15 protein-coding genes are annotated in these 12,038 nt (G+C 70.3%); 6 read left to right on the forward strand and 9 right to left on the reverse strand.

Going from position 1 to position 12,038, the window contains the following annotated elements; translation table 11 throughout:
* Positions 1-87 precede the first annotated feature (87 nt).
* The 5 genes from AX769_RS03030 to AX769_RS03050 form a co-directional block, all read right to left on the reverse strand.
* Complete coding sequence (locus tag AX769_RS03030; RefSeq protein ID WP_066275808.1) at positions 88-1,026, reverse strand: alpha/beta fold hydrolase; 939 nt, start codon at positions 1,024-1,026, stop codon at positions 88-90.
* Positions 1,023-1,901, reverse strand: a complete 879-nt coding sequence (locus tag AX769_RS03035) for an alpha/beta fold hydrolase (protein WP_066275811.1) — start codon at positions 1,899-1,901, stop codon at positions 1,023-1,025. The genes AX769_RS03030 and AX769_RS03035 overlap by 4 nt, the downstream gene beginning before the upstream one ends.
* Before the next feature lie 240 nt (positions 1,902-2,141).
* Positions 2,142-3,551, reverse strand: coding sequence for an NlpC/P60 family protein (locus AX769_RS03040; protein ID WP_066275812.1), 1,410 nt, complete (start codon positions 3,549-3,551; stop codon positions 2,142-2,144).
* Positions 3,552-3,746: 195 nt separating this feature from the next.
* Positions 3,747-4,475 carry an SDR family oxidoreductase gene (locus AX769_RS03045; protein ID WP_066275814.1) on the reverse strand — a complete coding sequence of 243 codons (729 nt, stop codon included), beginning with the start codon at positions 4,473-4,475 and terminating at the stop codon, positions 3,747-3,749.
* 94 nt (positions 4,476-4,569) lie between these two features.
* Positions 4,570-4,920 (reverse strand): LysR family transcriptional regulator, encoded by a 351-nt coding sequence (locus tag AX769_RS03050; RefSeq protein ID WP_066283118.1) that lies wholly within the window; start codon positions 4,918-4,920, stop codon positions 4,570-4,572.
* A gap of 103 nt (positions 4,921-5,023) precedes the next feature.
* Between AX769_RS03050 and AX769_RS03055 the strand changes: the two genes are divergently transcribed.
* On the forward strand, positions 5,024-5,371 hold the full coding sequence (locus AX769_RS03055; RefSeq protein ID WP_066275816.1) for an MmcQ/YjbR family DNA-binding protein: 348 nt from the start codon (positions 5,024-5,026) through the stop codon (positions 5,369-5,371).
* Here the strand turns inward: AX769_RS03055 and AX769_RS03060 are convergent.
* Positions 5,259-6,251 carry a DUF3105 domain-containing protein gene (locus tag AX769_RS03060; RefSeq protein ID WP_066275819.1) on the reverse strand — a complete coding sequence of 331 codons (993 nt, stop codon included), beginning with the start codon at positions 6,249-6,251 and terminating at the stop codon, positions 5,259-5,261. The genes AX769_RS03055 and AX769_RS03060 overlap by 113 nt on opposite strands.
* A gap of 78 nt (positions 6,252-6,329) precedes the next feature.
* Positions 6,330-6,890 carry a TetR/AcrR family transcriptional regulator gene (locus tag AX769_RS03065; RefSeq protein ID WP_066275822.1) on the reverse strand — a complete coding sequence of 187 codons (561 nt, stop codon included), beginning with the start codon at positions 6,888-6,890 and terminating at the stop codon, positions 6,330-6,332.
* Positions 6,891-6,991: 101 nt separating this feature from the next.
* On the opposite strand from AX769_RS03065, the gene AX769_RS03070 reads away from it, so the two are divergent.
* From AX769_RS03070 to AX769_RS03085, 4 genes are all read left to right on the forward strand, one after another.
* Positions 6,992-7,882, forward strand: a complete 891-nt coding sequence (locus AX769_RS03070; protein ID WP_066275824.1) for an SDR family NAD(P)-dependent oxidoreductase — start codon at positions 6,992-6,994, stop codon at positions 7,880-7,882.
* 103 nt (positions 7,883-7,985) lie between these two features.
* Positions 7,986-8,582 (forward strand): hypothetical protein, encoded by a 597-nt coding sequence (locus AX769_RS03075; protein ID WP_157887417.1) that lies wholly within the window; start codon positions 7,986-7,988, stop codon positions 8,580-8,582.
* A 126-nt stretch (positions 8,583-8,708) separates the two neighbouring features.
* Positions 8,709-9,602 carry a factor-independent urate hydroxylase gene (gene pucL, locus AX769_RS03080; protein WP_066275826.1) on the forward strand — a complete coding sequence of 298 codons (894 nt, stop codon included), beginning with the start codon at positions 8,709-8,711 and terminating at the stop codon, positions 9,600-9,602.
* A 71-nt stretch (positions 9,603-9,673) separates the two neighbouring features.
* Positions 9,674-10,189 carry a nucleoside deaminase gene (locus AX769_RS03085; protein WP_369824060.1) on the forward strand — a complete coding sequence of 172 codons (516 nt, stop codon included), beginning with the start codon at positions 9,674-9,676 and terminating at the stop codon, positions 10,187-10,189.
* Positions 10,190-10,408: 219 nt separating this feature from the next.
* On the opposite strand, the gene uraH is transcribed toward AX769_RS03085, so the two are convergent.
* Both uraH and uraD read right to left on the reverse strand, forming a co-directional pair.
* Positions 10,409-10,732, reverse strand: coding sequence for a hydroxyisourate hydrolase (gene uraH / locus AX769_RS03090; protein ID WP_066275830.1), 324 nt, complete (start codon positions 10,730-10,732; stop codon positions 10,409-10,411).
* A gap of 13 nt (positions 10,733-10,745) precedes the next feature.
* Positions 10,746-11,252 carry a 2-oxo-4-hydroxy-4-carboxy-5-ureidoimidazoline decarboxylase gene (uraD, locus tag AX769_RS03095; protein WP_066275832.1) on the reverse strand — a complete coding sequence of 169 codons (507 nt, stop codon included), beginning with the start codon at positions 11,250-11,252 and terminating at the stop codon, positions 10,746-10,748.
* A 104-nt stretch (positions 11,253-11,356) separates the two neighbouring features.
* Between uraD and AX769_RS03100 the strand changes: the two genes are divergently transcribed.
* On the forward strand, positions 11,357-12,037 hold the full coding sequence (locus tag AX769_RS03100) for an NTP transferase domain-containing protein (RefSeq protein WP_066275834.1): 681 nt from the start codon (positions 11,357-11,359) through the stop codon (positions 12,035-12,037).
* The last annotated feature ends 1 nt before the right edge of the window (position 12,038 follow it).

Raw genomic sequence — 12,038 nt, forward strand, 5'->3', positions numbered from 1 at the left:
GCCCCGCCGTCCGGGTGTCGTTCATCGACATCCAGCCGGCGGGGCGCCTCCATGTGCGCCTCCGCCTTTGCTTTCGGCGCCGGCCCCTCAGTCGAGGAAGCTACGGACGGCGTCGCCCGCTGCTTCCAGCTCATTGAGCCACGGAGCATGGCCTCCCTCGACCAGCAGCAGCGTGGATCCTGGGATCGCATCGATGTTGTGCCGGCCTCGCGCCGGCGTCAGGAAGACGTCCGCATCTCCCCACACCATGAGCGTCGGCGTCGTGAAGCGCTCGAGGGTCTCGCGCGGCACGGCGACTCCCTCACGCATCGAGAACGGAGTGATCAGCGCGCGGAAGAAACTCGCGAGACTCCGCGCGAAGCCGGGGCGCTTCGACGCCGACCATCCGACGACCGCGATCTCGTGCGGGAATCCGTCGAGGGCTTTCGCGCCCAGCATGCCGTCCGACTGCTTGGCGTACGACGGCAGCGACGACGGAATCGACAGGAGACCTCGCCCGACCCCCGGCACGGACATGATCCGCATGGCCGGCACCGGCTGCACGCCCTCGAATCCTGCGCCGGGGGCTCCGAGCAGGACGAGCCGACGCACGCGCTCGGGCCGCGCCTCGACGTAGTAGAGCGAGAATTGGCCACCGAGCGAGTGGCCCACGAGGTCGATGGTGTCGGCCTGGAAGTGCTCGAGAACGGCGTCGATCACCGAGACCACGTGAGTTCGCAGGTCGGTTCCCGCCTTCACGACGAAGGGATCAGACAGACCGTGCCCCGGCCAATCGACCGCGAGGATCCGCCTGTCGCCGAGGAGCGGGAGAAGCGGGACGGCCAAGGCGGTGACGGACGAGATGCCGTGCAGTAGAAGGATCGGCGGCCGAGTGGAGTCGCTACCGATCTCGACCACGCGGACGGAAAACCGCTGGGGCCCCACACTCACGAACGACTCGGAGGTCGTCAGCCCGTAGTGCCGGTAGAGGGCAGACTCGGCCGCCCGGAAGTCTTTGCTCGCCTCGTCGTCGTTCACCTTCGTCACACCCGCTCGGCGAGCCAGTCGATGACGAACTGCGTGATCTCGTCGCGGTTGATCTCGTTGAAGATCTCGTGGCGAGCGCCGGGGTAGACCTTCAGCGTCACGTCGGTGACCCCCGCGTCTCGATAGCGGTCAGCAAGGGTTTCAACGAGCTGGCCGTTGCCGGAAAGCGGATCGTCCTGCCCCGAGACGACGAGGATGGGCGTGGTCGAGTCGATCCCTTTGAGCGCGTTCGGGTCGCCGAGCCGCGCCGCGGAGGCGAACAGCTGCGGGATCGTGTCGTCGGCGAGGTCGAAACCACTGCGCGGATCCGCGACATAGAGGTCGACCTCGGCCTCGTCGCGCGTGAGCCACTCGTAGCCGGTCCGGTTCTCGAACGCCGCATTGAAGGCCGTGAGCTCGACCGGTCCGTCGCCCGCGGATTCGGCGAGACCCTGCGCGAGGAGATCCAGCGCGGTGGTTCCCGAGAGCACGACGGCCGCGTAGAGGTCGGAGTGGTCGAGGATGACCTCCTGCGAGGCGAAGGAGCCCATCGAGTGCCCGAGAAGGACGAGTGGGAGGTCGGGGTGACTCCCGCGAATCTGCTCGCTGAACGTCACGACATCCTGCACGAGGGCGGGCCAGCCCGCTTCACCGAAGGATCCGAGAGCGACAGCCGGGCTGGTGGACTCACCGTGGCCGCGGTGATCGTTCGCATAGACGACCCAGCCGGCACTCGTGAGCGCTTCGGCGAGCCGCCCGTAGCGCAGGGCGTATTCGGCGATTCCATGGGCGATCTGGATGACCCCTCGCGGTGGTTCCACCGTCGTCGGCCACGAGTACGTGGCGATCCCAAGTGAATCGACGGAGGACGAGAAGGACGCAACAGTGGGTTCCATGGGCCAATGTTCAGATCAAAAGGCCGATGCTGTCAACTTCGGGCGGGTGGTCGCGATCGGCCCGGCTGGTGGCTGCGGCGGCGCTGAACCCCGGCTTGCGGCGTGCGCTCCAGCCCGCGGACTAGTGCTCTGCGGCGCGCGGTGGGTCCGCGCCGGGCACGGCAGCCCGCGGCGCGACCGAACGCGGCGGGGTGCCAGAGGGCTGATCGAAGCCGCGCGCGGCTCGCCCACGAAGAACCCCTACGGGTTGATGCGAACGAAGTGGTGCGGGGCGTCCCAGATCGGACGGACGCTGACGTGGCCGCCGGGCTTCGGGGCGTCCATGATCATGCCGTTGCCGGCGTAGAAGCCGTCGTGGTCGTCGGTGTTGAAGACGACGAGGTCGCCGGGCACCGCCTCCGACTGCGGGATCGTGGTGCCCATGGCATCCTGCGACGGCACGTAGTGCGGCAGCGAGATGCCGAACTGCGCGTACACGAACATGATGAGGCCCGAGCAGTCGAACGCCGACGGGTCGGCTCCGCCGTGCACGTAAGGGGTGCCGAGATATTGCAGTGCGACGTCGAAGACCTGCGAGCGGTCGAGCGGGTCGTGCGAATAGAGCGGGTGCAGCAGGTATTGGGCGGCGGTGGGCCCGGTGTAGGTGGTGTTCGTGTCGGCCAGGCGGTTGGCGATGACCTGCTTCTCGTAGTCGACGACTGAGGTCGCGCTGTAGCCGTCGCGGGCGAGCACCTGGTTGTCGACGCCCTTGGCGACGTCGTACGTCTGGTCGCCGATGTGCACCGTGGTCGAGCCGTCGGGGTTCGTCGAGGCGTAGGCCGCGCTCGACGAGTGGCCGAGGGCCGGCAGGATGCTGGTGGCCAGGATGCCGCAGATCACGGCCCCGATCGCACCGCGGCGCACCATCGAGCCGACCGTGCGACGGCGAGTGGGGCGGGGTGCGGTGGGCGCCCCGGCCGAAGCCTTGGGCGCGCGACGCCGCACGACCGCGCCCTGACTGCGCGAGGGGGCGACGGGCGACTCGGCGAGCGACGGCACGAACGTGACGCGGCGGCCGGTGGACGAGGCGGGCGCCGGGATCCCGACGGCGAGGGTGCCGGCGCTGAAGGCGGGTGCCAGGGCGGTCGCGGGGCTGCTCGGCGTGGCGAGAGGCGCGATCGTCGGGGCTGGAGCGGCCGGCGCGACGACGACGGGAGCTTCGGCGGCGGGCTCGGCGGGAGCGCTGACCGCCGCGGCCGGGAGGACGGGCAGGGCCGTGGTGGGCACGGCGGCAGTAGCCGCGGCCTCGGCGCGAGCAGCCGACGCACTCATGGTGCGCACGACGGGCAGCGCTGCGGTGGGAGCCGCCGGCGAGTTCGGGGCGACGGAGTCGAGCGGGTCGCCGACCGTGCCGGCCGAGAGAGCGGCCGCAGCGGCGGCCTCGCGGGCGGCGCGCGCGGCCCGGCGGGGGCTCACGGCACTGTCGATGCGGGGCACAGAGACTCGAGCGGCAAGGGTGGACTCGGCGGGGGGCGCTCCGACCTCGGCCCGGCGACGAGCGGCCCGGCGGGGCGACTCGATCGAGGGGGCGGACTGCGTCTGACCGACGCCCTCCGCGGGGTCGGCGATACCGGACACGGAAGTGCTGAGAGTCGGGTCGGTCGAGCGCATCGCGTTCCACCCTAGGGGAGACCCCGGGTCGAAACCAAGCTTCGATGCCCGGAGGCTCGCATCCTCCTGGCGAACGATCTCCGACACGCCGGGGTGGTCTGCGGCGGCAGCGGGGCGACTCGCCGGGCGGGCCGCCGCGGCTCCGAGGCGATACGCCGGACGGCGCACCGCCCCGGCCCGGTGGCGGCGGGAAGACTACGCCGACGCGACGCCCGAGCCGACGAGCTGCGGGTAGAGCGCTTCGAGCGGCTCGGCCAGCCCGGCCTTCACATCGCGGCTGATCTGGTCGGCCAGCACCTCGTACGCGCCCGCCTCCAGGCCGTCGTAGGCGTCGCGCACCACGTCGGCGGCCTCGCCCATCTCGGCATCGATGCCGCGGGTCATCGGCGTCGCGGTGTAGCCGAGGTGCAGCCCCAGCACGTGCGTGCCCTGCGGCGCGAGGTCGAGACGGAAGGAGTTCGTCGCCGACCAGAACGCCGCCTTCGTCGCCGAGTAGATCCCGCTGATACCGATCCAGCTGAGTACCGAGTGCACGTCGACGATGGCGCCGCCGCCGTTGTGGTCGAGCACTGGCGCGAACTCCTGCACGACGCGCACGGCCCCGAAGAAGTTCGTCTCGAAGAGGGCGCGCACGGCGTCGAGGGAGTTGTCGGTGAACGAGTTCTCTTCGCGGCGCGAGATGCCGGCGTTGTTGATCAGGATGGTGGTGTCGGGCGCGGCGGTGACGGCTGCGGCCACCGACTCGGCGCTGGTGACGTCGAGGGCGAGCGGCACCACGCGGGAGTCGTCCCAGGCGCGAGGAGTGCGAGCGGTGGCGTAGACCTTCGCTGCGCCGCGGGCGAGGGCCTGGGCGACGAACTCTTCGCCGAGGCCTCCGTTCGCACCGGTGACGAGGACGACGGCGTTTTCGAGTGACGTGGGCATGAGGGTCTTCTTTCGTTCGGAGTCGATCTGAGTTGTTTAGAGCAACTCAGCTCGCCACGAAAGATTCCCGATCGGGCGAGATGCCGGATCCTGCCTAGCGCCCCTGACGCTTCTTGAACGGTTTGGGCTCGCCCTTGACCACGGGTGCGCGGCCCTTGCCCTTCGAGGCCTTGGCCTTGCCGCCGGCGGGCCGAGGCGGCGCAGGAGCCGGGGTGGACGGCTTGGCGAGCTCGTCACGCGCGTCGGCCAGGGCCCGTTCGCCGGTCTTCGTCAGGCGCGTCTCGACAGCCGTCGGGTCGAACAGCGCGCGACCGTAGTCGGCCTCGACGGCGGCGATCGACGAGTTGAGCTTCTGCCGCGAGATGTCGAGCCTCTGCGCCGCGCGCGGCATGTGCAGCTCTTCGGCCGCGACCACGAAGTGGCGCAGCTGGGCGACCTTCGCCATGGCGCACCGCCGTTCTCGTGAGGTCGTGCCGACCGCGAACACGGCCGCCGCAATGCTAACCGGCCCATCGACGCGGCGCGGCCGGTGCGGCAGGATCGAGGGCATGGAGCAGGATGCAGCGCTCGACTTCTGCACGAACCGGCCGGCCGCCGAGCTGAAGCACCCGTTCGGGTTCGAGACCGCCGTCTTCACGGTGCGCGGCAAGGTCTTCGCCATCGTGCCCCTCGACTCCGACCAGGCGTCGATCACTCTCAAGTGCAGCCCGCCCGACGCCGAGGAGCTGGTGCGCGAGCACGACGCCGTCACGCCGGGATACCACATGAACAAGCGGCACTGGATCACGGTCGAGCTCGACGGCTCGCTGCCCGAAGGCCTCGAGGCCGACCTGATCGACGAGTCGTACCGGCTCGTGATCGCCACGCTCCCGAAGGCGCAGCGGCCGGTGGCCTGAGCGCGAGGCCCCCGCTAGTTCGCGCTGCCGGACGGGTTCGCCTTGCGGCTGCCGTCGGTGGCCGGGCGGCCGCCGGTCTGGATGGGCACGCCGTCGACGGCGGCGCCGAACTCGGGGTGTACTTCGCGTTGTGGCGGAAGGTGTCGACGAACTTCTGCAGGCGCGGGTCGGTCGGGCTCGAGACCTGCAACTGGTAGCCCCAGGACGAGATCACGACCTTCGAGGGCAGGGTGTTGGAGGCCCACGGGGTGAGGTCGATGTAGCGGTTCGCCTGATCGGTGACGCCCTGCTCGCTCTCGGGGATCATGGTCTGCTTGCCGACGAATGCCGTGAGCTTCTTGACGTCGGCCTTCGAGAGATCGGGGTCGTAGGTGATCCAGACCGCGCCGTGCTCGAGATTGTGCACCGCACGTTCGGTCGGCACGGGCTTCGTGTAGACGCCGGCGTTCATCCAGATCGCGTTGTGCGGGCCGCCGACCGGGGGCGTGATCGAGTAGGTGACCGGGCCGGTGACATGGTCGTGCTCGAGGGCGCCGACGTGTGCCGAGCCGTCGCCGGGCCAGCCGTCGGTGTCGTAGGCGGTCACTCCCGAGATTCCCGAGGTGTTGGCGACCTTGGTCACGGTCGCCTGCTTCGTGACCGTGCTGCTCTCGGGGCCGGCAGGGATGATCTGCTGCGAGGTGGCCGACGGCTTGTTCTTGACGTAGCCGCCGCCGAAGCGACCGTTGTAGCCGAGGAAGATGAAGACGATGATCACCGCCGTGACGACGGCACCCGCAATGATGAAGATGAGACGACGACGCTGCGTCGCCTCCTCCTGCTTGCGAAAGGCCTCGACCTTGGCGCGGCGACGAGCCGCCTGCTCTGCTTTGGAAACCACCTGGCGACCATAATGGTTGCCCCTGAAAGTATTCGGGAGGCGCGCAGAGGCGGTGCCGCCGCCCGGGCGCTTCGGCGCTCAGTCGCGCAGCAAGGCGGCGACCGCGTCGACGACGACCTGGCGCCGATGCGCGTCGTCGTGAGCCTCGGTCAGCACGTCGAGCTCGGGCTCGGCGGTGTGCCACGTGCCGCTGAGCTGCAGGATCAGCGTCAGCAGGTCGATCGCCGCGAACCGGTTCGTGAGCTGCCCTCGATCCTGCGCCTCTCGGATCCTGTCAGCCTTCTCGGTCATGCTCGCGGGGATCAGCCCGGCACTCGCCGTTCGCTCGAGGCGGTGCCAGCTGGCGATGCGCTGCACGGTGGGATGCGCGACGTAGCCGTCGAAGAGTCGGCCGGCGTATTCGGGCAGGTCGTCGACGGTGATCGGGATGTCGCTCATGGTGCGGGCGACGATCCGGTCGAAGACGGCGTCGAACAGCTCGTCTTTGCCGCTGAAGTAGGTGTAGACGAGCCCAGCGCTGCATTGGGCGGCGGTCGCGATGCGATCCATGCGGGCGCCGGCGATGCCGTACCGGGCGAATTCGACAGTCGCGGCCTCGATGAGCTGGCGCTTCTTCGCCTCGGGGTCGCGGGTTCTCATGCGCTGATTCTACGTGCCGCTCTTTGTTGAATGAACGTTCAGTTGACAGTCTCCCGCCGGAAGCGGTATTACTGAATGAGTATTCATTTAGGAGAGAACCCATGACCTCAGGATCCGACACCGTCTTCTTCGTCACCGGCTCGAGCCGGGGGTTGGGGCGCTCGATCGCCCGCGCGGTCATCGCCGCCGGCCACCGGCTGGTCGCCACCGCGCGCGACCCGCACTCGCTCGACGACCTCGTCGCCGCCGCCCCCGACCCGGCTCGCGTGTTGACGCTGCCGCTCGACGTCGCCTCCCCCTCGGCCGTCACGGATGCCGTCGATGCGGCGCTCGCACACTTCGGCCGAATCGACGTGCTGGTGAACAACGCCGGCTACGCCGACCTCGGCAGCGTCGAGGACACGACGCTCGAGTCGTTCCGGCGGCAGATCGACACGAACCTCTTCGGCGTGATCGCGCTGACGAAAGCCGTGCTGCCGTCGATGCACGCGCAGGGCTCGGGTCGCATCATCCAGATCTCGTCGGTCGGCGGTCGCGCGTCCACCCCGGGCCTCAGCGCCTACCAGGCGGCCAAATGGGGCGTCGGCGGGTTCACCGAGGTGCTGGCGAAGGAGATCGCGCCCCTCGGGCTGTTCGCCACGGCGATCGAGCCCGGCGGCATGCGCACCGACTGGGCCGGATCGTCGATGACGCTCGCGCCCGTCAGCCCCGGCTACGAGCCGACCGTCGGCGCGATGGGCGCGATGCACACGGGTGACTCGATCGGCGCCAGCGACCCCGACAAGGTGGCGCAGCTCGTGCTGACGGTGGCCGCCCTCGACGCGCCGCCGGCCCGGCTGCTCGCCGGCAGCGACGCGGTCACCGTCGCCGGGTGGGTCGGGTCGACGCTAGCGTCACGAGATGCCGAGTGGAGCGAGCTCAGCGCATCGACCAACGCCGACGATGCGACGCCCGAGCAGCTCGACCCGCTCGGGGTGGGGTCGGCGGGCTGAGGCGACCTCCTCGCATCCTGCAACCGTCGCGTCCTGTGGCCATTGCGTCCTGCACGATGCGGCTCGGCGGACGCGCAGGGCCCACCGCGAATAGCCTCCGACTGTGACCATGACGCCCGACACTGCCGCCCGCCACGAGCTCCGACCGGGTGAGCGCCTGCTGTGGTCGGGTCGGGGCGACCCTCGCGTCGTCTTCTCGAAGTCGGACGCGTTCATCGTGCCGTTCAGCCTGCTCTGGGGCGGTTTCGCGATCTTCTGGGAGTCGCAGGTATTACTGGAGGGCGGACCTTCATTCCTCCCGCTCTTCGGCGGAGTGTTCTGCGTGATCGGCCTCTACCTGATCGTCGGGCGCTTCTTCGTCAAAGCCCACCGGAAGCGCACGACGACCTACGCCGTGACCGATCGTCGAGCGTTCACCGTCTCGGGGCGAACCACAGTCGACACGAGCGTGAAGAGCGTCGACCGGACCACCACCCGGTCGAGGGATCGATCGCATGTCACCGTCGTGTGGAACAGCTCGGCGTGGGGCGGGTACTTCGGCGGCGGGCTGTTCGGCGGAGGCATGTTCGGTGGGCGACGTGGCGGGTGGCCGCCCAACTCCGGGCTGGACCTCTTCAGCAGCCAGCGGGTGATGGGCTTCTTCGACGTGAGCGACGGCGCTGCGCTGATCGCGGCCCTGGATCAGGCCGGCGACCGCTGACGATTGTGCGGTCGGGGCGCGACGCGACGTGCCCGCATCCTGCAGCCGTCGCATCGTGCCGACGCCACCGCTGGTCGAGACCCGCACGAAACACCCCGGTCACATTTTGTTGACAGACTCTCGGCCATGGCGATCATCCTCGGCGACATCCAGTACGGCAAAGCAGAGTCGCGGCTCGTGCGCATCACCCGCGATTCCCCGCGGCACGAGATCCGCGACCTCAACGTGACGACGGCCCTACGCGGCCCGTTCGAGAACGCCTACCTCGAGGGCGACCAGTCGAACGTGCTGCCGACCGACACGCAGAAGAACACCGCGTACGCGTTCGCCAAGACGAAGGGCGTCACGTCGCCCGAGGCGTTCGGGCTCGAACTGGCCCGACACTTCGTGCACGACGTCGAGCCCGTCACCGGCGCCCGCATCGAGGTCGAGGAGTACGCCTGGGAGCGCGCGATCGTCGACGGGGCCGAGCACGACCACACCTGGCTCCGCACGGGGCAGGAGGTGCGCACAGCCGCCGTCACCGTCGACGAGACCGGCGAGTACGTCATCGGCGGGTTGAAAGACCTGACGCTGCTCAAGAGCACAGGATCCGAGTTCACCGGCTTCTTGAAGGACGAGTACACGACCCTGCCCGAGGAGACGGACAGGATCATGGCGACGGCGCTTCAGGCGCAGTGGCGGTTCAGCACCGTGGACGTCGACTTCGAGGCGGTCTACCCGGCAGTCGAAGCCCTGATGGTGAAGCACTTCGCGACCCTGCACTCGCTCGCCCTGCAGCAGACGCTCTTCCACATGGGGAAGGCCGTGCTCGAAGAGTTCGACTTCATCGCCGAGGTGCGGCTGAAGGCCCCGAACAAGCACCACTTCACCTACGACATCGGGCGTTTCGGCATCGAGAACAAGCAGGAGGTCTTCTGGGCGGCCGACCGGCCGTACGGGCTGATCGAAGCGGCGGTGACACGCGACGACGCGCCGGCGGCGCACTCGGCGTGGCGCGCATCGGCGGGGCTGGCGTGAGCGGGGCGGGTGGCTCCGTGTCGCCTGACGTCTCCGGGCTTTCTGGCTCCTCCGTACCTTCTGACGGCTCCGTGTCTCCTGGCGCCTCCGTCTCGCCTGACGCCTCCGTGCCCTCCGACGTCGACGCGACCTGGCTCGCCCGGGCCATCGACCTCGCGACGGCCAATGTCGGCGACGGCGGCGGCCCGTTCGGCGCGCTCATCGTCGGCGCCGACGGCGACCTCATCGCCGAGGGCCAGAACCGCGTGACCCGCGACCTCGACCCGACCGCGCACGCCGAAGTCGTCGCGATCCGGGCCGCCTGCCAGGCCGTCGGCTCGTTCTCGCTCGCCGGCGCGACCCTCTACACGTCGTGCGAGCCCTGCCCGCTCTGCCTCGCAGCCGCACTCTGGTCGCGGGTCGACCGGGTGGTCTTCGCCGCCGACCGATACGACGCCGCGCGCGGGGGCTTCGACGACCTCGAGTTCTACGAGCTCTTCGCCCGCGACCGATCGACGTGGAGCGTCAGCGTCGAGTCCGCCCGGCCCGCCGACGCCTCCCTGCCGTTCGACACCTGGCTCGCTGCCGAGGCGCGCACCGACTACTGAGCCGCCGAGCCCGCTCCCCGCGCCCCCCCTCTCTCTTTCTCCTCTCAATTGCGAGGAGATTCTGCTGCGGCGGAGGGTTTTCGGGCTTGGCGCTGTCGCGCGGAGACGGTTTCTCCTCGATCCTTTACGGCCGAAGTGTCGTCGGCCGGCTGCGCCGCCGCAGCGGCGGGCCACGCGCAGCGGAGCCACGGGCGCGCGGAGGTCACCCGCCGCAGCGGGTCAGCTGCCGCGGTACGTGCTGTACGCGAAGGGGCTGAGGAGCAGCGGCACGTGATAATGCGACTCGTCGGTGACGGCGAAGTCGAGCGTGACCTGCGGGTAGAAGGTCGGCGTGCCGCTGGCCGCGAAGTAGGGCTCCGTCGCGAAGACCAGGCGGTAGGGGCCGGGCGCGAGCAGGTCGGGGCCGAGAGTGGCGACGCGGCCGTCTGCGTCGGTGACACCGGCGGCTATGCGGTGACCGGTGGCATCCTGCAGCTCGACGGCAACCCTGGCGGCAGGGCGGCCGACGCTCGAGTCGAGCACGTGCGTCGTGACGTGGCTCACCGCAGCGCCTGTCTCACAACAGGCCCGACTCGGCGAGGCCCGCCTGGAAGATCGTCTCGATGCGCAGCAGGGCGATGTCGCGCAGCTGCTCGCCGACGATGGCGAGCTCGGTGGCGTCGTCGAGCTCGAGGCGGCGAGTCAGCTCACCGAGCACCTCGGCGCGGGTGCGGCCGGCGGCGCGGATGAGGAAGACGCGGCCGAAGCGCAGTTCGTAAGCCTCGTTGCCCCGGGCGATGGCCGCGGCGAGGGCTTCGTCGTCGGCATCGGGGGCGGACTGTTCGCTGCGGCTGAGCGACTCCGCGCGCGACGAGCCGGCGGGTTGCTCGCCGATGCGAGGGTGGGCGGCGACGGCCTCGTCGATCTCGGCGGGGGTCAGAGGCGTCGCGGCGTCGTAGGCGGCCATCACGAGCGAGTCGAGGTCGGAGTACGGCGCCTTGGCAGCCACGGCGTCGACCCAGCGCTCGACGTGAAGGGCGGCCCGGAGCTTGTCGCGGAGGTCGTTGGCGTTGGCGTCGCTCATGGTCCGTCCACTGTAGCGCCGCGCCCGGCCCCTCCTTTCCGGCGCGATCCCTCCGTCGGGGAGGCGGGGATCTGCCGAAAGAAGGGGTGGGGAAGGATGGGGGGATGACGATCGAACGGCGACTGAGCGGCATCGTGCTCGCTGCCGGCGCCGGGTCGCGCATGGGCCGGCCGAAGGCCCTCATGCGCGACGGGGCCGGCAACCCGTGGGTGCAGTCGGCCGTCGAGCTGCTGAGAGGCGCAGGATGCGACGACGTCACCGTCGTGCTCGGGGCCGCTGCTGCCGAGGCACGCGGGCTGGTGCCGGCAGGGGCGCTCGTAGTCGAGGTCCCCGACTGGGCGACCGGGCAGGCGGCGAGTCTGCGCGCGGGGCTCGCGGCGGTGGTCGCTCGCGGGGGCGAGGCCGCCGCCGCCGACGCGCGTGGCGAGGCAGCACCCGCCGCACCCGCACCCGCCCCCGCCGACGCGCGTGGCGAGGCAGCACCCGCCGCACCCGCACCCGACGCAGTGCTCATCACCCTCGTCGACCTGCCCGAGCTGCCCGTGTCGGTCGCCCAGCGCGTCGTCGACGGCGGCCTGGGCCCCGGCATTCTGAGACAGGCCGTCTTCGGCGGGAGGCCCGGGCATCCTGTGCTCATCGGGCGCGACCACTGGCCAGCGCTGTTGGCGCAGCTCGCCGCACCGAGCGAGGCCGACCGCGGCGCGCGCCCCTACCTCGTCGCTCACGGGGTGACGGCAGTCGAATGCGCCGACCTCTCGCCCGGCGACGACGTCGACACCCCGTGAG

The sequence above is a fragment of the Frondihabitans sp. PAMC 28766 genome, assembly GCF_001577365.1.
GTDB lineage: Bacteria > Actinomycetota > Actinomycetes > Actinomycetales > Microbacteriaceae > Frondihabitans.

Bases quoted from the DNA above. Each gene is read 5' to 3' on its own strand.
- AX769_RS03065 (WP_066275822.1), bottom strand. From the start codon at position 6,890: ATGAGAACCCGCGACCCCGAGGCGAAGAAGCGCCAGCTCATCGAGGCC.
- AX769_RS03040 (WP_066275812.1), bottom strand. From the start codon at position 3,551: ATGCGCTCGACCGACCCGACTCTCAGCACTTCCGTGTCCGGTATCGCC.
- uraD (WP_066275832.1), bottom strand. From the start codon at position 11,252: ATGAGCGACGCCAACGCCAACGACCTCCGCGACAAGCTCCGGGCCGCC.
- pucL (WP_066275826.1), top strand. From the start codon at position 8,709: ATGGCGATCATCCTCGGCGACATCCAGTACGGCAAAGCAGAGTCGCGG.
- AX769_RS03045 (WP_066275814.1), bottom strand. From the start codon at position 4,475: ATGCCCACGTCACTCGAAAACGCCGTCGTCCTCGTCACCGGTGCGAAC.
- AX769_RS03055 (WP_066275816.1), top strand. From the start codon at position 5,024: ATGGAGCAGGATGCAGCGCTCGACTTCTGCACGAACCGGCCGGCCGCC.
- AX769_RS03035 (WP_066275811.1), bottom strand. From the start codon at position 1,901: ATGGAACCCACTGTTGCGTCCTTCTCGTCCTCCGTCGATTCACTTGGG.
- AX769_RS03070 (WP_066275824.1), top strand. From the start codon at position 6,992: ATGACCTCAGGATCCGACACCGTCTTCTTCGTCACCGGCTCGAGCCGG.
- AX769_RS03050 (WP_066283118.1), bottom strand. From the start codon at position 4,920: ATGGCGAAGGTCGCCCAGCTGCGCCACTTCGTGGTCGCGGCCGAAGAG.
- AX769_RS03100 (WP_066275834.1), top strand. From the start codon at position 11,357: ATGACGATCGAACGGCGACTGAGCGGCATCGTGCTCGCTGCCGGCGCC.